Raw genomic sequence first — 20,529 nt, 5'->3', positions numbered from 1 at the left:
GAAGAACCAACGAACGGCGAACGGGACGTGGTCGTGGGGCGAACGCTGCGACGGTCCGCGCGGCCCGATCCGGCCTCAGGCCGTGGTGTGTGCCGCGACCACCGCGCGCAGCTCGCGGATCGCGTCCGCCGCGCGCTGGCCGTCGGACGCGTGGATCCCGAGCAGCGAGACCCGCTCGTCCTCACCCATGTCGAGGTGCGGCCACGGCGCCCCCTGGGGCATCCGGACGCGTCCGACCTCGCTCCACGCCAGCTCCCGCTTGCGGTAGCCGTTGACGATCGTCAGGCCGTCCTCGCGCGCCACGACCCGGGAACGGGCCAGTCCGTTCAGCAGTGCCAGGCCGAGCAGGACCAGGCCGATCACCGTGCCCCGCTCGTAGACGTTGACCGACGCCCGGGTGTCGTCGTCGAAGTTGACCCACAGCCACACGAAGGCGCCGACGAGCACGACGCCGAAGACGACCGCCGCCATCCGCGGCCCGAAGGGTCGCCAGGTGTGCGGCAGTGCAGGGGGTACGACGGGCTGCTGGCTCATCGGACCTAGAGCCGGCAGGCGTGGATGTCGGTGGTGAGGATCGCCCGGGCGCCGAGCGCGAAGAGCTCGTCCATGACCCGCTGGGCGGTGGCTCGCGGCACCATCGAGCGGACCGCGACCCAGCCCTCCCGATGGAGCGGGCTGACCGTCGGGCTCTCGATGCCGGGCGTCAGCCCGATCGCCTGCTCGACCTTCTCGGCGCGGATGTCGTAGTCCATCATCACGTAGGCGCGGGCGACGAGGACGCCCTGCAGCCGGCGGGTGAAGACCTCGAGCGCGGACTCGTCCGCACCCTCACGGGTGATCATCACGGCCTCGGACTCGAGGATGACGTCGCCGAAGACCTCGAGCCCCGCGTTGCGCAGGGTGCTGCCCGTCTCCACGACGTCCGCGATCACGTCGGCGACACCGAGCTGGATGCTGGTCTCGACCGCGCCGTCGAGCCGGACGACGGACGCCTCGACGCCACGCTCGGCGAGGTAGCGCTTCACCACGCCGTCGTACGACGTCGCGATCCGCAGGCCCTTGAGGTCCTCGACCGTCTCGGCGGTGCCGGGGCGGGCGGCGAAGCGGAACTTGGACCGGCCGAAGCCGAGCTGCAGCGACTCGGCCGCCGTGGCGTGGGAGTCGAGCAGCAGGTCGCGGCCGGTGATGCCCGCGTCGAGGGTGCCCTCGCCGACGTACAGCGCGATGTCGCGGGGGCGGAGGTAGAAGAACTCGACCTCGTTGTCGGGGTCGATCTTGGTCAGCTGCTTGGACTCGGAGCGCTGGGCGTAGCCCGCCTCCCGCAGCATGCCCGAGGCGGCCTCGGACAGGGCGCCCTTGTTGGGGACGGCGATCTTCAGCATGGAGATGTTCCTCAGAGGTGGGTGTAGACGTCCTCGAGCGAGAGTCCGCTCGCGATCATGAGGACCTGGGCGTGGTACAGCAGCTGGCTGATCTCCAGCGCGGTGGCTTCCTTGCCCTCGTGCTCGGCGGCCATCCAGGACTCAGCGGCCTCCTCGATCAGCTTCTTGCCGATCGCATGGACGCCGGCGTCGAGCGCCCGGACGGTGCCGGACCCCTCGGGCCGCGTCTGTGCCTTCTCGCTGAGCTCTGCGAACAGCTCGTCGAACGTCTTCACGGGAGGTCAGCCTACGGCGTGGCCGCAGGCCGACCTGCGCCGGTCTCACCCCCGAGGGCTCAGCCCACGAAGCCGCGCGAGCGGATCTTCTTCAGCGTGGCCGCGGTCTGCAGCGCGGCGGAGGCCGCCTCGTAGCCCTTGTCCTCGTTCGATCCCTCGAGGCCGGCGCGGTCCAGCGCCTGCTGCTCGTTGTCGCAGGTGAGGACTCCGAAGCCGACCGGGGTGTGGTGGTCGAGCGAGACGCGGGTGAGCCCGTCCGTCGCGGCGTTGCAGACGTAGTCGAAGTGGGGCGTCCCGCCCCGGATGACGACGCCCAGCGCGATCACGGCGTCGTACGACGGCGCGAGGGCTCCGGCGGTGACGGGCAGCTCGAAGACGCCCGGGACCCGAACGACCACGGGCGCCTCGAGCTTGTGGTCGGCGAACGCCCGCTGGGCGCCGGCGATGAGGCCGTCCATCACCACGCTGTGCCAGCTGGCGGCGACGACCGCGACCCGGAGGTCGTGGCAGTCGATCGGGGCGATGTCGGGGGCGCCGTGTCCGGCCATGTCAGTTGGCTCCTTCGAGGTCGGGCAGGTCGTGCCCCATGCGGTCGCGCTTGGTCAGCAGGTAGGCAAGGTTGTGGTCGTTGGGGTGCGGCGTCAAGGGGACGCGCTCGGCGACCTTGATGCCGTAGTCCTCCAGTGAGGACACCTTGTCGGGGTTGTTGGTCAGCAGCCGGACCTCGTCGACGCCCAGGTCCTTGAGGATCTGGGTCGCGGCACCGTAGTGCCGTGCGTCGGCCGGCAGGCCGAGGTCGAGGTTGGCGTCGACGGTGTCGCGGCCGCCGTCCTGCAGCTGGTAGGCCTGCAGCTTCGCGACCAGGCCGATCCCCCGGCCCTCGTGGCCCCGCAGGTAGACGACGACGCCGCGGCCCTCCTCGACGATGCGGTCCATCGCCTCGTTGAGCTGGGGACCGCAGTCGCAGCGGCTGGAGCCGAAGACGTCGCCGGTCAGGCACTCCGAGTGCACCCGGGTGAGCACCGGGCCGTCCTCGGTCAGGGTCGCCGGGTCGCCGTACACGAGGGCGACGTGCTCGCTGCCGTCGACGGTGATCGTGTAGCCGATGGCGGTGAAGTCGCCGTGGCTGGTGGGCAGCCGGGTCTCGGCCTCGCGGACGACGTGGCGCTCGACGCGCCGCCGGTAGCGGACCAGGTCCTCGATGGAGATCATCGCGAGGCCGTGCTCGTCGGCGAACGCGCGCAGCTCGGGCGCCCGCTTCATCGTGCCGTCGTCGTTGACGACCTCCACCAGCACGCCGGCCGGGGTGAGCCCGGCGAGTCGGCACAGGTCGACGGCGGCCTCGGTGTGGCCACGGCGGACCAGGACGCCGCCCTCGCGGTAGCGCAGCGGGAACACGTGGCCCGGGCGCGTGAGCTCCCACGGCTCGGTGGCCGAGTCGGCGAGGGTGCGCACGGTGCGGGCGCGGTCGGCGGCGGAGATGCCGGTCGTCGTACCGTCGCGGGCGTCGACCGAGATCGTGTACGCCGTCCGGTAGGCGTCCTTGTTGTGCGGCGTCATGAGCGGGATCTCCAGCCGGTCGAGCATGGCGCCCGGCATCGGCGCGCAGATCACGCCGCTGGAGTAGCGGATCGTCCACGCCATCAGCTCCGGCGTCGCCTTGCTGGCGGCGAAGATGATGTCGCCCTCGTTCTCGCGGTCCTCGTCGTCGACGACCACGACCGCCCTGCCGGCGGCGATGTCGGCGATCGCGCGCTCGACGTCGTCGAGGCGGACCTTGCCACTGGGGCTGCTGGACTCACTCATGCGTTGTTCTCCTTGGTGCCGGCGCCGGTGTAGGCGCGGACGAGCTTCTCCACGTGCTTGGCGATGACGTCGACCTCGAGGTTCACCCGGTCGCCGGGGGCCCGGAAGCCGAGGGTGGTGCGGGCGAGGGTCTCGGGGATCAGGCTGACCGTGAAGGTGTCGTCCTTCGCCTCGACGACGGTCAGGGAGGTGCCGTCGACGGTGATCGAGCCCTTGTCGACGAGGTAGCGGCCCATCCCGGCGGGCAGCGAGATCTCGACGACCTCCCAGTGCTCGCTGGGGGTGCGACTGACGACCTCGCCGACGCCGTCGACGTGGCCCTGGACGATGTGCCCGCCGAGCCGCTTCTCGGCGGTGACCGCACGCTCGAGGTTGACCCGGTCGCCGACGGCGAGGTCGCCGAGGCTGGTCTTCGCGAGGCTCTCCGCCATCACGTCGGCCGTCCAGGTGCTGTCGGTCCGCTCGGCGACGGTGAGGCAGCAGCCGTTGACGGCGATCGAGTCGCCGAGCCCGGCGTCGGACAGGGTGATGTCCGAGGCGATGGTCAGGCGGATCGCGTCCCCCTGGTCCTCGATCGCCTCGATGGTGCCGAACTCCTCGACGATTCCCGTGAACACGGTCAGCTCTCCTTGCGAGTGGGCCGGAGGAGCAGACGGACGTTGGCGTCCGTGCCCTCCCCGACGACGGTGGTGTCGGTGATCTCGAGGCGCAACGCCTTGTCGATCGACCGGATTCCGAGCCGGCCGACGGCCGACCTGCCCGAGCCCAGCAGCAGCGGGGCGACGTAGGCGACGACCTCGTCGACGACACCGGCCTTGAGGAAGGCCGCCGCGAGCGTCGGCCCGCCCTCGAGGAAGACGTGGTGGCGGTCGTGGTCGGCGTAGAGGGTGCGCAGCGCCTCGACCGGGTCGTGGGTGCGCAGGTGCACGGTCGGGGCCGCGTCGTCGAAGATCCGGCGCTCGGCCGGCAGGTCGCGGTCGCCCATGACGACGCGCAGCGGCTGGTTCGCCAGGGGCCGGTCGTCGTCGTCACGGACGGTCAGCTGCGGGTCGTCGGCCTCGACCGTGCCGGTGCCGACCATCATCGTGTCGCAGAGCCCACGGAGGAGGTGGGTGTCACGACGGGCCGGCAGCGAGGAGACCCAGCGGGAGCTGCCGTCCGACGCCGCGCTGCGGCCGTCGAGCGTGGTGGCGAACTTCCAGGTGACGAACGGGCGGCCGTTGCGGTGCGCGAAGGTCCACGCCCGGTTGACCTCCTCCGCCTCGTCGGTGAGCAGGCCGGCCTCGACCTCGAGGCCCGCCTCGAGCAGGGTCTCCATGCCGCCGGACGCGAGCGGGTTCGGGTCACGCTGGGCGATCACCACCCGTCGTACCCCGGCGGCGATGAGGGCCTGCGCGCACGGGCCGGTCCGGCCGGTGTGGTTGCACGGCTCCAGCGTCACGATCGCGGTCGCACCACGGGCGCGCTCGCCGGCCACCCGGAGCGCCTCGACCTCGGCGTGCGGCGTGCCCGCGCCGTGGTGGAAGCCCTCGCCCACGACGGTGCCGTCGTCGGCGAGCAGCACGCAGCCGACCCGGGGGTTCGGGTGGAGCGGGACGCCCGGGCTCGCGGCGAGGGCGAGCGCACGCCGCATGGCGTCGTACTCGCGGGCGAATCCCCCCGATGTGCTGGTCACTGCTGGCCTCTCGTCGTCCGTGGTGCTGCGGACTCCGGGGCTTGCAGGACGTCGGGCGGACGGCTGGCGTGAGGCCGGCTCGTCCGTCGGACGCTCGTGCGTGCACTTCCCATCCGGACTTTGACCGTCGGTCCAGGATTCGCACCTGGTCAACCGACCACTGGCTGTGATCGGGTCGCGGACTTGTGAGCGAGGCACAGGGCTTCGCTCAATCACCGCCGGCTCGGAGTTTCACCGACCCCAGAGCACGCGAGCTCTTGGTGTCCATGGTGGCACAAGCACGCCGGTTTACCGATGTGGGCCCGGTCACTGGGACACCGGGGCTAGGTTCGGAGCATGAACTGGACGTGGCTCGGCATGGGGTGCCTGACAGGCGTGCTGCTGTGGTTCACCACCGACCAGTTCGTGCTGCTCGTGCTCGGCGTGCTGCTGGGCATCGCGCTGGGCATCGGCTTCGGCGCCGGGTCGAAATCCGAGTGAGCCGGAGCGACCGCCGCGCGTAGGTTGGCCCCATGTCGTATCCCCCACCCCTGTACGACGGAGCCGGCGGTGAGGCCTCGGCCTGGGTCCGCCCCCGTGACGCCGCCCCCGACCTCGTCTACCCCAACGGGAACAGGGTCCACCACCTCGCCCGGGGCGAGGCGACCGGTGGCCTGTTCGGCCTCTACCGCTGGGAGTTCTCGGAGGCCGTGAGCGGCCCGGGCCCCCACTTCCACCGCACCATCACCGAGTCCTTCTACGTCCTCGAGGGCGAGGTCCGGATCCATGACGGCAACGGCTGGGTGAGCGCGCGGTCGGGCGACTTCCTGCACGTGCCGGCCGGCGGCGTGCACGGGTTCCGCAACGAGTCGGGGGCGCCGGCGTCGATGCTGCTGCACTTCTCCCCCGGCGCCCCGCGCGAGGCCTACTTCGAGGGCCTGGACCGGCTCGCGCGCGGCGAGGAGTGGACGCCCGAGGAGTACGACGCGTTCATGCGCGCGCACGACAACACCTGGGTCGAGGAGTAGCGCCCCGGCAGCTCAGGCGCTGAGGATCAGTCCGCTCGTCGGCACGCCCGTGCCGGCCGTGACCAGGACGTTCTCCACGTCGGCCACGGGGTTGACCGAGGTGCCGCGCACCTGGCGCACGCCCTCGGCGATGCCGTTCATGCCGTGGATGTAGGCCTCGCCGAGCTGGCCGCCGTGGGTGTTGATCGGGAGCCGTCCGCCGACCTCGAGGGCTCCGTCGCGGACGAAGTCCTTCGCCTCGCCGCGGCCGCAGAAGCCGAGCTCCTCGAGCTGCATCAGCACGTAGGGCGTGAAGTGGTCGTAGAGGATCGCCATCGGCAGGTCGGCGGGCGTGAGGCCGGACTGCTTCCACAGCTCGCGGCCCACGACCCCGATCTCGGGGATGCCGATGTCGTCGCGGTAGTACGACGTCATCACGAACTGGTCGCGCGCCGAGCCCTGCGCGGCCGCGGTGATGTACGCCGGCTTCTGCGCGAGGTCCCTCGCCCGCTCCGCCGAGACGACGACGAGCGCGACCGCTCCGTCGGACTCCTGGCAGCAGTCGAGCAGGCGCAACGGGTCGGCGATCATGCGCGAGGCCTGGTGGTCCTCCAGCGTGATCGGCCTGCCGTGGAAGAACGCGGCCGGGTTGGTGGCGGCGTGCCGGCGGTCGGCGACCGCCACCCGGCCGAAGTCCTCCGAGGTCGCGCCGTACTCGTGCATGTAGCGGCGGGCCTGCATCGCGACCGTGGCGGCCGGCGTGGACAGCCCGAGCGGGTAGGTCCACGCGTTGTCGAGGCCATTGGTGTTGACCTGCGCGGCCGCCCACTTCGACACCTGGCCGAAGCGGTCGCCGGAGCGCTCGTTGAAGCCGCGGTAGGCGACGACCACGTCGGCGACCCCGGTGGCGACGGCCATCGCGGCCTGCTGGACGGTCGCGCAGGCAGCGCCGCCGCCGTAGTTGATCCGGCTGAAGAAGCGCAGCTCGGGGATGCCGAGCTCACGGGCCACCGCGATCTCGGAGGAGGTGTCCATCGTGAACGTGACCAGGCCGTCGACGTCGGCCGGCGTGAGGCCGCAGTCGGCCAGCGCGTGCCGGACGGCCTCGACCGAGAGCTGGAGCTCGGAGCGCCCGGAGTCCTTGGAGAACTCGGTCGCCCCGATGCCCGCGATGGCCGCCTTGCCGGAGAGGGTGCGCTCGCTCATGCCGCCTGCCCCCTCGGGTCGAGCACCGTCACCGTGCCGATGACGTGGTCGCCGAGCGAGACCGCGCCGACGACCTTGATCGTCGCCTCGCCGTCGGCGACCTCGGTGACCTCACCGGTGAAGGTGAACGTGTCGTAGGGGTACGCCGGCGCGCCGAGCCGGATCGCGATGCCCTTGATCTGCACGTCGGGTCCGGCCCAGTCGGTGACATAGCGCTCGCACAGCGCGGTCGAGGTGAGGATGTTGACGAAGATGTCCTTCGAACCCGCCGCCTGCGCGATGTCGCGGTCGTGGTGGACGTCCTGGAAGTCGCGGGTCGCGATCGCGGTCGAGACCACGAGGGTCGGCGTGATCGGGAGGCTCCACTCGGGCAGCCGGTCCCCCACGGTGAGCGTCGTGCCCATCAGTCCACCTTCGTCCAGATCGGGAGGGTCAGCTCGTCGTCGATCACGTTCCAGCCCACCTGCAGCCGGTCGCCGATCTCGACGGGACCGGTCACCTCGGCCACCATCCGCACGCCCTCGTCGAGGTCGAGCAGCGCGATGACCAGCGGCAGCTCCTTGCCGGGCACCTGCGGGGCGTGGTGGACCAGGTAGGAGAACACGGTGCCCCGGCCGCCGGCGACCACGTAGCCGCGGTCGAAGGCGCCGCAGTCCGGGCAGGCCGGACCGGGCGGGTGCCGGAGCACGCCGCACGCGTTGCACCTCTGGATGCGCAGCTCGCCGTTCGCCGTACCCTCGAAGAAGTAGGCGTTGTCCCGGTTGACGACCGGCCGCACCGGCCCGCTCATGCCTCGGCCTTCGCGCGCGGGATGAACTTGAGAACGCGGAAGAGCATGGTGGCGACCTTCTCCGAGGTGCCGTCCTCGTGCTCGACGTACCAGGTGTTGCGCGACGTCACGAAGTAGCCGACGCCCATGCCCGTCGCCTTCGGGCCGACGACCGAGTCCAGCGCCGTGGTGACGCGCAGCTGCTCGCCCACCCGCAGGTAGCGCTCGTAGGACTGCTCGCAGTTGGTGCCGAGGACGGCCGTGAACCCGGCGTCGGTCAGCGCGCGCATCATCGAGTGCAGGGGGTCGTCCTCGGACGGCCTGCCGCCCAGGCCGTACATCGTCCAGACCTGCGCCATCGACGGCGGCGCCTCGCCCGCCCTGAAGCGGGGGTTGTCGACGCCCATCGCCTCGAGCCAGTTGTTGATCGTCGACTGGTTGACCTCGTCGCGGGCGAACCGCTCGGCGGCCTCGCCCCACGCCTTGATCCGCTCGGCCTCGGCCATCACCTTCTCGTGGACCGCCGGGTCCACGAGCTCCTGCGACGGGGCGCTCATCGCGGCACCCGCGGCAGACCGAGGCCGAACATCGAGATCAGCTCGCGCTGGACCTCCTGGACCCCGCCACCGAAGGTGAGCACGAGGTTCCGCTTGGCCTGGGCGTCGAGGTAGTCGAGCAGGTCCTTGGTCGCCGGCTCACCCGCGTCGCCGTGGCGGTGCACGAGGGTGATCAGGTCGGCGAGCAGGTGCTGGACCTGGTCGGAGGCGAAGACCTTCGAGGACGAGGCGTCGGCGACCTTGATCTCGCCGGCCGCCGCCGCCCGCGCGACCTCCCAGTTCAGCAGCTCGTTGATCCGGAAGACCGCCGTGGTCTTGCCCAGCAGGTCGCGCACGTCGGGCTCGTCACGGACGCCGGCAGCGTCCGCCCAGCGAACGACGCGGTCACGCAGGCCCTCGATCCGGCCGGCGGGGCCGAGCATGACCCGCTCGTGGTTGAGCTGGGTGGTGATCAGCTTCCAGCCCTGGTTCTCCTCGCCGACGAGCATGTCGACCGGGACCCGGACGTCGTTGAAGTACGTCGCGTTCACGTGGTGCGAGCCGTCGGCCGTGATGATCGGCGTCCAGCTGTAGCCGGGGTCGCTGGTGTCGACGATCAGGATCGAGATGCCCTTGTGCTTCGGGGCGTCCGGGTCGGTGCGCACCGCGAGCCACAGGTAGTCGGCCTGGTGGCCGCCGGTCGTCCACATCTTCTGGCCGTTGACGACGTAGTGGTCGCCGTCGCGGCGCGCGGTGGTCCGCAGGGAGGCGAGGTCGGTGCCGGCGTCGGGCTCGCTGTAGCCGATCGCGAAGTGCACGTCGCCCTTGAGGATGCGCTCGAGGAAGAGGTCCTTCTGCTTCTGGGTGCCGTACTTGATCAGCGTCGGGCCGACGGTCTGCAGGGTGACGGACGGCAGGTGCACGTCGGCGTACTGCGCCTCGTTGGCGAAGATCGTCTGCTCGACCTCGCCGAGCCCGTGGCCGCCGTACTCCTCCGGCCAGCCGACGCCCATCCAGCCGTCGGTGCCGAGGCGCCGGATCATCCGCTCGTAGGTCGGCCCGTGCCGGTTCCACGCGCCCTCGACCGGGTCGGGGTCGTGGAGGCCCTCGAAGTCGGCGGCGACGCCGCCGAAGTAGTCGCGCAGGCGGGCCTTGAGCGCGCGCTGCTCCTCGGTCAGCTCGAGGTTCTTCGCCGCGGGAGCCTCGACCGGGACCTGCGCCGCGGTGGTGTCGAGGGCGTGGGCGAGGTCGGTGCCCCACGTCGTCAGCGCGACGAGGGGGTACGTGATGTCCACGCCCATGCCGCCGTGCAGATGGTGGCAGGTGCGGAAGGCGTAGGGCGCCACCTGGCTGGCCCAGTAGCCCGCCACAGCGAGGTCGTCGGCGGCCGGCAGGCCCTCGGCGACGCGCCACACCGCGTTGTCGGCGGCGAGGTCGAGGGTGCGCGAGGTGACGTAGACGTCGGCCATCTGCAGGGACACGGCCTGGAACTCCGCGAGCGCCCGGCCGAACTGCTGGCGACCCTTGACGTAGTCGGCGGTCAGGTCGCGCGCACCGGCGAGGACACCGGCGGCGCTCGCGGCCAGGCCGGCGCGGGCGAGGTCGTGCAACCGGGTGGCGGCACCGTCCTCGAGCAGCTCGGCCGGCGCGCCGTCGAGGACGACGGTGTGCTGGCGCCCGCTCGAGGCATGGGCCTCCAGCAGCTCCACGCCCGCGCCCCGGGGATCGACGAGGACGACGACGTCGCGGTCGCCCTCGGTCGCCGCGACCAGGAGCCGGTCGGCGAGGTCCGCGTGCGTCACGGCCAGCTTGCGGCCGGAGACCCGGCCGGCGTCGTACACGGCGGGGCCGCGGAGCGCCGGCGTCACGACGACCTCTCCGGTCGCGATGCCCGGCAGCAGGTCCTTGCGCTGCGCGTCCGTGCCGTACGACGCCAGGGTCAGCGCGCCGCAGCACAGGGTCTCCCACGCGGGCACCTGCACGGCCCTGCACCCGGCCTCGCGCAGCAGCACGGCCACCTCGGACAGGCCGAGCCCCTCCCCGCCGTACTCCTCGGGGACCGGCAGCGCGGTCAGGCCGGCAGCGGCCCAGGCCGCCCAGTCGCGGGCGTCGGCCTCGCGCTCGAGCACCTCGCCGGCGACGGCGCGGACCGCCTCCCTCGCCTCATTGATCGCCTCAGCATCCACGACACAAACTGTAACGTGTTCTAGTCTGACGCGCATGGGTGTCGTCTCACTCGCGGATGTCGCGCGCAACCGGGTCTACCTGCCGTGGACCCCGATCCCGGCAGGCCGGATGGTCGAGCTGCCGGGACGCGGCGGTGCGACTTGGGTGACCGACACGCCCGGCCCGAGCCCCGACTCCCCCACCATCGTGCTGCTGCACGCGCTGGGGACGACCGGCCTGCTCACCTGGTTCCCGACGATCCGGCCGCTGTCGCGGCGGTTCCGCGTGGTGACCCTCGACCAGCGCTGGCACGGGCAGGGCATCCGCAGCGAGGAGTTCTCGCTCGCCGACTGCGCCGACGACGTCGCGGCCCTCGTCGAGGTGCTCGACCTGCGCGACGTGGTCGTCGCCGGCTACTCGATGGGCTCGATCATCGCCCAGCGGGTCTGGCGCCAGCACCCGGGGATCGTGCGGGGACTCGTGCTCGCCGCGACCACGGACCGCTTCCAGCTGACCCCCGCCGAGCGCGGCTTCTTCCTGGGGATGGGCTCCACCATGGTGGCGCTGCGGGGCGTGTCGCGCTCACGGACGGCCCTGAAGGCCGCACGGCTGGCAGCGCGCGGCGTCGACATCGAGGTGTCCGACATGCACGAGTGGGCGCTGCGGGAGTTCCGCTCCACCAGTCCCTGGGCCGTCGGGCAAGCGGTGGCCGCGCTCGGCCGCCACCACTCCCGCCCGTGGATCGGGCGGATCGACGTGCCGACGGCCGTCGTGGTGATGATGCGCGACCGGGTGATCCCGACCTCGCGGCAGATCGCGCTCGCCCGCTCCATCCCGGGCGCGACGATCCACGAGGTCGACGACGGGCACGCCGGCTGCGTGCTGGCGTCGGAGAAGTTCGTGCCGAAGCTCGTCGAGGCCGCGGCGACGGTCAACGCGCGCCGCCGCGACTTCCGGCAGCGCCCGTCGGCGCCCGCCTGAGCGACCACCTGAACGACCCTCGGGAAACGCAGAAGGGGCGCGACGTCGTACGACGTCACGCCCCTCGCCCGCGGACGGGCTGCGCTCAGGCGAGGGCCTCCTGCGGCTCCTCGTCGGTGTCGTTGTCGTCCGCGTCGCCCTCGCGGCGGTTGCGGGCGATGCTCATGATGAACGCGGCGCCGATGAACGCGACACCGATCAGGCCGGTGACGACCTCGGGGATCTCGTGGCCGATCGACACCATCAGCAGCACCGCGAGGGCACCGATGGCCCAGTGCGCGCCGTGCTCGAGGTAGACGTAGTCCGAGAGCGTGCCCTTGCGGACCAGGTAGATCGTCAGCGACCGCACGTAGAGAGCGCCCACGCCGAGGCCGATCGCGATGATGATCGGGTCGGTCGTGATGGCGAACGCGCCGATCACGCCGTCGAAGCTGAAGCTCGCGTCGAGGACCTCGAGGTAGAGGAAGAGGAAGAACGCCGCCTTGCCGACCGCCAGCGTCACCTGCCCGCCGTGCGCCTTGGTGTCCTCGTCGAAGCGCTCCTCGAGGACCTCCTCCTCGTGCTCGAACGCCGTCGCCAGGCCGTTGACCACGAGATAGGACAGCATGCCGAGCAGGCCGGCCGTCAGGACCGCCGCCTCGTGCTCACCCGCGAAGGCCTTGGCCGAGCCGAACAGGGCGGCGATGGCGATGATCACCGAGAGCGCGTCGATCTTGCCGGCCTTCTCCAGCGGCTTCTCGATGAAGCGCAGCCAGAGGATGTCCTTCTCCTCGAAGACCCAGTTGAGGAAGATCATCATCAGGAACATGCCGCCGAAGGCGGCGATCGTGTGGTGCGCGTGGGCGAGGATGTAGCCGTAGGTGCCGGGCGTGTCCGGGTCACCCTTCTCCAGCGCCAGGTCGATGACCTCGACCGGCGACAGGCTCGCCGCGACCGCGACGACCACGAAGGGGAACACCAGGCGCATGCCGAACACGGCGATCACGACGCCGACCGTCAGGAAGACGTGGCGCCAGAACTCCGACATCCGCTCGAGCACCTTGGCGTTCACCACGGCGTTGTCGAAGGACAGCGACACCTCGAGGACGATCAGGATCGCCGCGATGAAGGCGCCCTCGGCACCGCCGTACCACAGCGCTCCCAGTACACCGACGACAGTGAACAGGAACGACCACCCGAAGGTCCTCAAGATCATGGCGCGCAGCCTATCCGGGCAGGGCCGACCTCAACCATTCAGCAGCGGACCGGCCCGGAGCGTTCACGACCCGTTCAGTCGCCGACGGCCTCGCTGAGCCGCTCGAGCTCGGCCGGGAAGTGCCGGACCAGGGCGTCGGTGTCCGGCATCGACTCCCGGCAGGCGATGGCGCCGACGTGCATCTGGCCGGCGTTGGACATCACCGTGATGTTCAGCCCGGCGCCGTGGAAGACCGGCCCGAGCGGGCAGAGCGCCTCGATGCGCGCCCCCATGAAGTAGAGCGGGATCGGCGGGCCGGGCACGTTGGAGATGACGAGGTTGTGCACGACCGGGTGCCGCTCGGCGAGGCGCAGGTTGGCGTAGGTCCGCACCGCGAGGCCGAAGGTCCGCGGCGCGGCGAACTCCGCCCAGTCCTGCAGCGCGTCGGCGCTGATCGCGTTGTGGTGCTCCTTGGCGTTCTGGTTGCGCTCGGCGAGCATGTGCAGCCGCTCGAGCGGGTCGTCGATGTCGGTGCCGAGCTTGGTGAACAGCGCCGACACCTTGTTGGCGCCGCCCGAGCGGCGCGAGGAGTCGCGCACGCTCACCGGCACGGTGGCGAGCAGGGAGGACGACGGCAGCTCGTCGCGCTCGGCAAGGTAGGCCCGCAGCGCCCCTCCGGCGATCGCGAGGACGACGTCGTTGACCGTGGTCCCGGTCGCCTTCTTGATCCGCCGGATCTCGTCGAGGTCGAGGTCCGCCATGGCAATCGAGCGGTGCGAGGTGATCGTGCCGTTGAACGAGGTCCGCGGCGCGGAGAACGGGGCGGCCATCGCCGTGCCGCGGCGGGCGCGGCCGATGCTCTTGGTGACCAGCTCGGCCGACGGCTTGAGCACCTTGACGAGGGTGACCGGCCGGGTCGCCGTACCGATGACGGCACGGCCGAGCAGCTCGCCGCGGCCCGGGTCGCGGGGGTGGCGCTGCTCGACGGGCGCCAGCGGCGCGGCGTCCGGCTCGATCGAGCACAGGTGGGAGATCAGGTTGGCGCCGGAGACGCCGTCGACGGTGGCGTGGTGCATCTTGGCGAAGACGACGACCTTCTCGTCGCCGTCGGCGTCGCGGTAGCCCTCGATCACCCACATCTCCCACAGCGGCCGCGAGCGGTCGAGCGGGAGCGAGGCCAGGTGGGCGCACAGGTCCATCAGCTCGGCGTACCCGCCCGGGGTGGGGACCGCGAGCCGGTGCACGTGGCGCTCGATGTCGAAGTTGCGGTCGCGCACCCAGACCGGGTGGTCCAGGCCGAGCGGGACGCCGCGGATCTTGCGCGTGAAGCCGGGGACGTCGCGGACGGCCTCGCCGATCCTGTCCTGGAGCGCTGCGAACGTGTACGGCGACGTCATCGTCGCCGGGTCGAGCACCATCACCGCGCACACGTGCATCAGCTGCGCGGGCGTCTCGAGGTAGAGGAAGCTCGCGTCGAGCCCCGACAGCCGGTCCATTCCGTGACCCCCATAGAAACTAGAACGGGTATCAGTTTCCCACAACGATCCGGATACCCTCGGGTCATGGGATTCGTACGGCGCCAGGCGATCACCGCCGCGTTGACAGCCAACGCCATCCGTCCCCTCCCCGGCTTCCGCGCCGGCATCCCGGCCTTCTTCGCCGGCTGGCTCACCGGTGAGCTCGCCCCCCACGTGCTGGGGCTGACCGCCGCCGATGCCGCAGCACACCTGCGCGCCTCGCGCCGGGACTGGCGGGGCCTGGCGCTCGCCGGCGCCTCGGCCGCCGGCCTGGCCTACCTCGTCAAGCAGAGCCGCGAGGCCGTCCGCGACGCGGAGGACGCGCTGGTCGAGGGGCTCGGCGTCGACTACGTGGAGCAGCTGGACGCCAAGCCGACCCCGGCGGACCTGGCCACGCCGTGGCGGAGCATCGCCAACCCGTTCGCCTTCGGCCGGGCCGCCCGCAGGGCCGGCGTCGAGGTGCACCGCAACATCCGGTTCGCGCCGCACGGCCGGCGCGGCCTGCTCGACGTCTACACCTCGGAGGTCACCCCCGGCAGCGGCGCACCCGTCCTGCTGCAGGTCCACGGCGGTGGCTGGACGATCGGCAACAAGGACCAGCAGGGTCTCCCGCTGATGCAGCACATGGCCGCCAAGGGCTGGGTGTGCGTGGCCATCAACTACCGGCTCGCCCCGCGCGACCCGTGGCCGGCGCAGATCATCGACGTCAAGGCGGCGATCGCGTGGATCCGGGAGAACATCGCCGACTACGGCGGCGACCCGTCGTACATCGCGATCACCGGCGGCTCCGCCGGCGGGCACCTCACCGCCCTGGCGGCCGTGACGCCCAACGCCCCCGAGTTCCAGCCCGGGTTCGAGGACGCCGACACCGCGGTCCAGGCGGCCGTGCCCTACTACGGGGTCTACGACTGGGCCGGCGCGACCGGGTTGCGGTCGGCCGAGCTGATGCGCGACAAGTTCCTCGCGCCCCGGATCGCGAAGCGCCGGTTCGCCGACGACCCGGAGCTGTTCGAGGCGGCCTCTCCCCTGCTGCGGGTGACGCCGGACGACCCGGACTTCTTCGTCGTCCACGGCTCCCGCGACACGCTCGTCGACCCCGGGCAGGCGCGCGCGTTCGCGCAGGCGCTGCGCGCCACGTCCAAGCGGACGGTCGTGTACGCCGAGCTGCCGGGCGCCCAGCACGCGTTCGACGTGTTCCCGTCGATCCGCTCGCAGCACCTCGTGCGCGCGACCGACCGGTTCCTGACCTGGCACTGGCTCCGCCATCGGGCCGAGCGCGTCTCCGGCACCGGTGGAGGCAGCAAGCTGCCGGAGAGTGCCTCTCGCCGCGCTGCCGGCCAGCCGTAGCGCCGGGAGCAGCAGGCTCCCGCGGAGCTCACTTGACTAGCGCGGCAGGCCCAGGATCCGCTCCCCCGCCACATTGCGCAGGATCTGCGTGGTGCCGCCGGCGATCGAGAGGCACCGGGTGTTGAGCTGCTCCCACACGTCGGCGGCGAGCGGGTCGCCCGACTCCTTGCCGATCGCGCCGAGCAGGGCGAGCTCGTCACCCTGCAGCCTCACGACCAGCTCGGAGGAGTCCTGACGGCTGCGGACGCCGAGCAGCTTCGCCACGCTCGACTCCGCGCCGGGGCCGTGGCCGCCGAGGGCGCGCAGGGTGGTCCGCACGCCGAGCAGGGCGCAGACCGTCGCCAGCGCGACCTGGTGGCCGACCTGGACCCGGGCGACGGCGCCGAGGTCGCGCGACGCGGCCAGCTCGACGGCCCGCTCGACGCTCTTGGTGAGCCGGGCGCTCGCCATCGCGACCCGCTCGTTGGCGAGCGTGGTGCGGGCCAGCCGCCAGCCGTCGCCGGGCTCGGCCACGACGCACTCGTCGGGCACGAACACCTCGTCGAGGAAGACCTCGTTGAAGAGCGCCTCGCCGGTGATCTCCCGCAGCGGGCGGACCTCGATGCCGGCCGAGCGCATGTCGACCAGGAAGTAGGTGATGCCCTTGTGCTGCGGCGCGTCCGGGTCCGTGCGGGCCAGGCAGATGCCCCAGTCCGCCCGCTCGGCCACCGACGTCCACACCTTCTGGCCGGTCAGCGACCAACCCCCCTCGACCCGGGTCGCACGGGTGCGCAGCGACGCGAGGTCGGACCCGGAGCCGGGCTCCGAGAACAGCTGGCACCAGGTCAGCTCGCCGAGCAGTGACGGGCGCACGAAGCGCTCGCGCTGGGCGTCCGTGCCGTGGGACAGGATCGTCGGGACCGCCCAGCCGGCGATCACCAGGTCCGGCCGTACGACGCCGGCCCGGCCCAGCTCCTGGTCGATCACGATCTGCAGGGTCGGATCGGCGCCGAGCCCGTAGGGCGCCGGCCAGTGCGGTGTCAGGTAGCCCGCATCGACCAGCGCCGCGCGCTGGTCCGCCGGCTCCAGCGACCCGATCCGCTCCGCGGTGGCCCGGGCCTCGGGTCGGACCGCGGCGTCGCGGCCCTCGAGGTCGACGTCGACCTGGCGTCGTACACCGGAGACGGCGGCGGCGGTGATCCGCTCGGCCGCGGCGTCGGAGGAGCCGACGAGCGCGCGCAGGGTCAGCGCCCGGCGCAGGTAGAGGTGGGCGTCGTGCTCGTAGGTGAACCCGATGCCGCCGAGCACCTGGATGCAGGACTTGGCGACCTCGACGGCGCCGTCGAAGCACGTGGCCTGGGCGACGTCGGCGGCGAAGGCCCACTGGGCGTCGTCGCCTGCGCCCTCGTCCAGCGCCGTGGCGGCGGCCGCGGCGTCCCACGCGGCCGCGGTCACCGACTCGGCGGTCTCGAGCATCTGCGCACAGAGGTGCTTGATGGCCTGGAAGGCACCGATCCTCTGCCCGAACTGCTCGCGCACCTTCGCGTAGTCGACGGCGGTCTCGAGGCACCAGCGGGCCACGCCGGCGGCTTCGGCCGCAGCGAGGGTCACCGCGAGCAGGCGTCGTCGCTCGTCCGCCGCGGCGGCCGGCGTGCCACCCGACACGCGCGCGTGCCGGGCGCTGAGGTCGACGCCGACCTCGGCCGCGACCTCCCCGTCGTCGAGCAGCAGCAGCTCGGTCGCCGTACCGCCGTCCCAGACCGCACCACCGGGGTGGACCTGCACGCCGTGGCGGCCCGGTCGGCCGGTGAGCACGCCGCCGATCGCCGCGCCGAGCAGGCCACCGGGGACCAGCTCGTGGGCGCACGCCTCGAGCGCGACCGCCTGGTCGAGGACGGTGCCGCCCCCACCGCCGGCCGACTCCGGGGCGGCGATCGCCGCGACACCCATCTCCTCGACGGCCGCCCACACGGCCGCGAAGTCGGCGCCCGCGTCGCCCTCGGCCGCGCGCACGGCCTCGACCGGCCCGATGCTGGCGGCCCACTTGCGCAGGCTGTCGGCGAGCTCGACCTGGTCGTCACTGATACCGAGGGACATGGCACTCCTGGGGTCTCGAGGCTCGCTGCGCTCGCACCTCAACCAGCGGAGCGAGAAACTAGAACGCGTTCTAACTCTACTAGAGTGTGCGGGTGACCGACACCATGCCGTCCGACCTGCTGGAACACGCCCGCGACGCCAAGGGCTTCATGCCCGAGGACGAGGGCGCGCTCCTCCACCGGGTCGCCCTCGAGCGCCTCCCGCACGGTCCCGCCCTCGAGGTCGGCACCTACTGCGGCAAGTCGGGCATCTACCTCGGCGCGGCCGCGCAGCAGGTCACCGCCGCCACCGGTACGACGGCCGTCGTCTTCACCGTCGACCACCACCGCGGCTCCGAGGAGAACCAGGCCGGCTGGGAGCACCACGACGCCAGCGTCGTCGACCCCGAACTCGGCCTGATGGACACCCTCGGCGAGTTCCGCAGGAATATCGCCCGGGCCGGGCTCGAGGACCACGTGATCGCGATCGTCGGCCAGTCGACGTCGGTGGCGGCGCACTGGCGCACGCCGCTGTCGCTGCTGTTCATCGACGGCGGCCACGGCGAGCAGCCGGCGCGTGACGACTTCGCCGGCTGGGCTCACTGGGTCGACGCGGGCGGCTATCTCGCCATCCACGACGTCTTCCCGGACCCGGCCGACGGCGGCCGCCCGCCGTACGAGCTGATCTACCTGCCCGCGCTCGCGAGCGGCGCCTTCACCGAGGTGGAGGCGGTCGGCTCGCTGCGCGTGCTGCAGCGCACCTCAGGCGCGGCCGGAGACCCGCTCGCTTGACGGGCAGTCGCACTCCAGCGCGATCTCGTCGAAGTGCGGGGCGAGGGAGGTGCCGCGCATGATCCCGGACCCCGGGGTCGCGTGGCCGTAGGTCTCCCCCAGCGCATCGACGGCGAGCACCACGGCGGCCGCGGTGTACGTCGTGTGCTCGTGGGGCCAGTGCACGTTGCGGGGCTCGTCGTCGGGGGCGGGCCGGGCCGGGTCGTCGTACACCCATCCGGTCCAGTAGCGACCGTCGTCCTCGCGCAGGTGCTGCATGTCGCTGAGCAGGGCCAGCGCGCGCCGCTGGTCGCTGATGACGTCGAGCGCCATCGCCAGCTCACAGGTCTCCGCGCCGGTCACCCAGGGATTGGTGTCGACGCAGTGGATGCCGAGCCCCGGCACGACGAACCGGTCCCAGCGCCGCTCGAGCAGCTCCCGCGCGGCGTCGCCGCGGACGGGGCCGCCGAGGACCGGGTAGTACCAGTCCATCGAGTACGTCGACTTGTCCGCGAACAGGTCGGCGTGCGAGCGGACGGCGTGGCCCAGGCGGCCGCCGGCGAGCTCCCACTCGGGCTGCGGGTCGTCCATCAGGTCGGCCAGCGCGACGCCCGCACGCAGTGAGTGGTAGATCGACGAGTTGCCGGTCAGCAGGCAGAAGTCGTCGACCGGCGTCCACCGGATCCCGCCGAAGGGCTCCTGCAGGGACACCACGAAGTCGAGGCCGGCGCGGACCGAGGGCCAGTAGCGCTCGACGAACCTGATGTCGCGGCGCACCAGCCAGTGGTGCCACAGGCCGACGGCGAAGTACGCCGACATGTTGACCTCGCCGCGCTCGTCGTCCGGCTCGCCGCCGACGATCTTCATCGGCCACGAGCCGTCGGCACGCTGCATCGTCGGGACCCAGGCGTAGGCGCGCTCGGCGGCCTCGACCTGGCCGCCGACGAGCATCGCCATCGCGGCCTCGACGTGGTTCCAGATGTCGACGTGCTCGCCCGTCGTCCACGGTACGGCGCCCCACGGCTCCTGCATCGCCGCGATGGCGGCCGCCGTGTCGGCGACCTCCTGCGCCGAGAGCACGCCCTCGACGTACGGCAGGCGGCTGAGCGGGACCTCGGGCGTGGTGTCCCGGGTCATGCGGCCTCCGGCTTCCGGAAGTACAGGACCATGCTCTTGCCGATCGTCGGGTCGAGCACCTTGCCGGCGACCTGGAGGGCCTTGGGCTGCTTCATGATCTCCCACACCAGGAGCTTGTGGTAGGCCTTCGCGAGCGGGTGGTTGTCGTTGTCGACCCCGACGGCGCACTTGATCCACCAGTACGGCGTGTGCAGGCCGTGGGTGTAGCTCTTGCCCTCGAAGAGCATGGCGTCGCCGGGCGTGCCGTCGTTGGAGCGACCGCCCTTAGTGACCTTGTCGATGAGCTCGTGGTCGGTGTAGATGCGGATGTGGCCGCCCTCGGCGTTGTGGTAGTCGGCCGACAGGCGCCAGTTGACGACCTCCGGCAGCCAGCGGGGCACCGTCACGGCGAGCGTGCCGCCGGGGCGCAGCACGCGGATCAGCTCGCGGATCGCGGCGACGTCGTCGTGGATGTGCTCGAGCACCTCCGAGCAGACGATCCGGTCGAACTCGCCGTCGGCGAAGGGCAGGGCGAGCGCGTCACCCTGCTTGACGTCCGCCTCGGCGCCCTCGGGCACCTCCCCGGCCTCCTTCATCGCGACGAACAGGTTGCGGACGCCCTCGAGCTCCTCGGCGTCGATGTCGAACGCGATCACGTCCGCGCCGCGGCGGTACATCTCGAAGCTGTGGCGACCGGCACCGGCACCCATGTCGAGCACGCGGTCCCCGGCCTTGAGGCCCAGGCGGTCGAAGTCAACGGTCAGCACT

General features: G+C 71.9%; 22 protein-coding genes and 1 riboswitch. Of the genes, 5 read left to right on the top strand and 17 right to left on the bottom strand.

The features are described from left to right. Positions 1 to 75 precede the first annotated feature (75 nt). The 7 genes from BJ993_RS21295 to ribD are packed head-to-tail and all read right to left on the bottom strand — an operon-like array spanning position 76 to position 5,096. Entirely contained in the window at positions 76 to 534 is a 459-nt protein-coding gene (locus tag BJ993_RS21295; RefSeq protein ID WP_179651090.1) for a PH domain-containing protein, read from the bottom strand. A 5-nt stretch (positions 535 to 539) separates the two neighbouring features. After that, a complete protein-coding gene (hisG, locus tag BJ993_RS21290; RefSeq protein ID WP_036542823.1) occupies positions 540 to 1,382 on the bottom strand; it encodes an ATP phosphoribosyltransferase in 843 nt (280 codons plus the stop codon). Positions 1,383 to 1,393: 11 nt separating this feature from the next. After that, positions 1,394 to 1,657, bottom strand: a complete 264-nt coding sequence (locus tag BJ993_RS21285; protein WP_036542821.1) for a phosphoribosyl-ATP diphosphatase — start codon at positions 1,655 to 1,657, stop codon at positions 1,394 to 1,396. A 59-nt stretch (positions 1,658 to 1,716) separates the two neighbouring features. Then, positions 1,717 to 2,205 (bottom strand): 6,7-dimethyl-8-ribityllumazine synthase, encoded by a 489-nt coding sequence (gene ribH, locus BJ993_RS21280; RefSeq protein WP_036542819.1) that lies wholly within the window; start codon positions 2,203 to 2,205, stop codon positions 1,717 to 1,719. Between the two features lies 1 nt (position 2,206). After that, on the bottom strand, positions 2,207 to 3,463 hold the full coding sequence (locus BJ993_RS21275; protein WP_036542816.1) for a bifunctional 3,4-dihydroxy-2-butanone-4-phosphate synthase/GTP cyclohydrolase II: 1,257 nt from the start codon (positions 3,461 to 3,463) through the stop codon (positions 2,207 to 2,209). Next, on the bottom strand, positions 3,460 to 4,080 hold the full coding sequence (locus tag BJ993_RS21270) for a riboflavin synthase (RefSeq protein ID WP_036542813.1): 621 nt from the start codon (positions 4,078 to 4,080) through the stop codon (positions 3,460 to 3,462). Before BJ993_RS21270 ends, BJ993_RS21275 begins: the two co-directional genes overlap by 4 nt. A gap of 2 nt (positions 4,081 to 4,082) precedes the next feature. Continuing rightward, on the bottom strand, positions 4,083 to 5,096 hold the full coding sequence (gene ribD, locus BJ993_RS21265; RefSeq protein ID WP_179652555.1) for a bifunctional diaminohydroxyphosphoribosylaminopyrimidine deaminase/5-amino-6-(5-phosphoribosylamino)uracil reductase RibD: 1,014 nt from the start codon (positions 5,094 to 5,096) through the stop codon (positions 4,083 to 4,085). 138 nt (positions 5,097 to 5,234) lie between these two features. Beyond that, positions 5,235 to 5,391, bottom strand: a riboswitch (FMN riboswitch). Positions 5,392 to 5,474: 83 nt separating this feature from the next. Here ribD and BJ993_RS21260 point away from each other — a divergent pair. Both BJ993_RS21260 and BJ993_RS21255 read left to right on the top strand, forming a co-directional pair. Continuing rightward, positions 5,475 to 5,618, top strand: coding sequence for a hypothetical protein (locus BJ993_RS21260; RefSeq protein WP_179651089.1), 144 nt, complete (start codon positions 5,475 to 5,477; stop codon positions 5,616 to 5,618). 32 nt (positions 5,619 to 5,650) lie between these two features. After that, positions 5,651 to 6,145, top strand: a complete 495-nt coding sequence (locus BJ993_RS21255; RefSeq protein WP_179651088.1) for a cupin domain-containing protein — start codon at positions 5,651 to 5,653, stop codon at positions 6,143 to 6,145. 12 nt (positions 6,146 to 6,157) lie between these two features. On the opposite strand, the gene BJ993_RS21250 is transcribed toward BJ993_RS21255, so the two are convergent. The 5 genes from BJ993_RS21250 to BJ993_RS21230 are packed head-to-tail and all read right to left on the bottom strand — an operon-like array spanning position 6,158 to position 10,821. Continuing rightward, positions 6,158 to 7,330 carry a lipid-transfer protein gene (locus BJ993_RS21250; RefSeq protein WP_036542805.1) on the bottom strand — a complete coding sequence of 391 codons (1,173 nt, stop codon included), beginning with the start codon at positions 7,328 to 7,330 and terminating at the stop codon, positions 6,158 to 6,160. Next, positions 7,327 to 7,734, bottom strand: coding sequence for a MaoC family dehydratase (locus tag BJ993_RS21245; RefSeq protein ID WP_179651086.1), 408 nt, complete (start codon positions 7,732 to 7,734; stop codon positions 7,327 to 7,329). Before BJ993_RS21245 ends, BJ993_RS21250 begins: the two co-directional genes overlap by 4 nt. Then, positions 7,734 to 8,120, bottom strand: a complete 387-nt coding sequence (locus BJ993_RS21240) for a Zn-ribbon domain-containing OB-fold protein (protein ID WP_179651084.1) — start codon at positions 8,118 to 8,120, stop codon at positions 7,734 to 7,736. Before BJ993_RS21240 ends, BJ993_RS21245 begins: the two co-directional genes overlap by 1 nt. Further along, positions 8,117 to 8,656: an FAS1-like dehydratase domain-containing protein gene (locus BJ993_RS21235; RefSeq protein WP_179651082.1), complete on the bottom strand. Its 540-nt coding sequence runs from the start codon at positions 8,654 to 8,656 to the stop codon at positions 8,117 to 8,119. The genes BJ993_RS21240 and BJ993_RS21235 overlap by 4 nt, the downstream gene beginning before the upstream one ends. After that, complete coding sequence (locus tag BJ993_RS21230) at positions 8,653 to 10,821, bottom strand: acyl-CoA dehydrogenase family protein (protein WP_308645662.1); 2,169 nt, start codon at positions 10,819 to 10,821, stop codon at positions 8,653 to 8,655. The genes BJ993_RS21235 and BJ993_RS21230 overlap by 4 nt, the downstream gene beginning before the upstream one ends. A 34-nt stretch (positions 10,822 to 10,855) precedes the next feature. Here BJ993_RS21230 and BJ993_RS21225 point away from each other — a divergent pair, with 34 nt between their 5' ends. After that, positions 10,856 to 11,782: an alpha/beta fold hydrolase gene (locus BJ993_RS21225; RefSeq protein WP_179651078.1), complete on the top strand. Its 927-nt coding sequence runs from the start codon at positions 10,856 to 10,858 to the stop codon at positions 11,780 to 11,782. An 85-nt stretch (positions 11,783 to 11,867) separates the two neighbouring features. Here BJ993_RS21225 and BJ993_RS21220 read toward each other — a convergent pair whose 3' ends face one another. Together BJ993_RS21220 and BJ993_RS21215 are read right to left on the bottom strand one after the other, a co-directional pair. Beyond that, positions 11,868 to 12,977 (bottom strand): DUF475 domain-containing protein, encoded by a 1,110-nt coding sequence (locus BJ993_RS21220; protein ID WP_036542789.1) that lies wholly within the window; start codon positions 12,975 to 12,977, stop codon positions 11,868 to 11,870. Between the two features lie 74 nt (positions 12,978 to 13,051). Then, positions 13,052 to 14,452, bottom strand: coding sequence for a WS/DGAT/MGAT family O-acyltransferase (locus tag BJ993_RS21215; protein WP_179651076.1), 1,401 nt, complete (start codon positions 14,450 to 14,452; stop codon positions 13,052 to 13,054). A gap of 66 nt (positions 14,453 to 14,518) precedes the next feature. Between BJ993_RS21215 and BJ993_RS21210 the strand changes: the two genes are divergently transcribed. Continuing rightward, complete coding sequence (locus BJ993_RS21210) at positions 14,519 to 15,820, top strand: alpha/beta hydrolase (protein WP_179651074.1); 1,302 nt, start codon at positions 14,519 to 14,521, stop codon at positions 15,818 to 15,820. Between the two features lie 36 nt (positions 15,821 to 15,856). Here the strand turns inward: BJ993_RS21210 and BJ993_RS21205 are convergent, their stop codons facing one another. Next, positions 15,857 to 17,896, bottom strand: a complete 2,040-nt coding sequence (locus BJ993_RS21205; RefSeq protein WP_179651072.1) for an acyl-CoA dehydrogenase family protein — start codon at positions 17,894 to 17,896, stop codon at positions 15,857 to 15,859. Between the two features lie 92 nt (positions 17,897 to 17,988). On the opposite strand from BJ993_RS21205, the gene BJ993_RS21200 reads away from it, so the two are divergent. Next, positions 17,989 to 18,666 (top strand): class I SAM-dependent methyltransferase, encoded by a 678-nt coding sequence (locus tag BJ993_RS21200; RefSeq protein ID WP_308645661.1) that lies wholly within the window; start codon positions 17,989 to 17,991, stop codon positions 18,664 to 18,666. On the opposite strand, the gene BJ993_RS21195 is transcribed toward BJ993_RS21200, so the two are convergent. After that, entirely contained in the window at positions 18,637 to 19,782 is a 1,146-nt protein-coding gene (locus BJ993_RS21195) for a prenyltransferase (protein ID WP_179651070.1), read from the bottom strand. The two genes, BJ993_RS21200 and BJ993_RS21195, sit on opposite strands and share 30 nt — an antisense overlap. Continuing rightward, positions 19,779 to 20,528, bottom strand: coding sequence for a class I SAM-dependent methyltransferase (locus tag BJ993_RS21190; RefSeq protein WP_036542780.1), 750 nt, complete (start codon positions 20,526 to 20,528; stop codon positions 19,779 to 19,781). Before BJ993_RS21190 ends, BJ993_RS21195 begins: the two co-directional genes overlap by 4 nt. Position 20,529 lies beyond the last annotated feature (1 nt).

Source organism: Nocardioides aromaticivorans (genome assembly GCF_013408525.1).
Taxonomy (GTDB): domain Bacteria; phylum Actinomycetota; class Actinomycetes; order Propionibacteriales; family Nocardioidaceae; genus Nocardioides; species Nocardioides aromaticivorans.
This window is presented reverse-complemented; position numbering and strand designations above follow the sequence as displayed.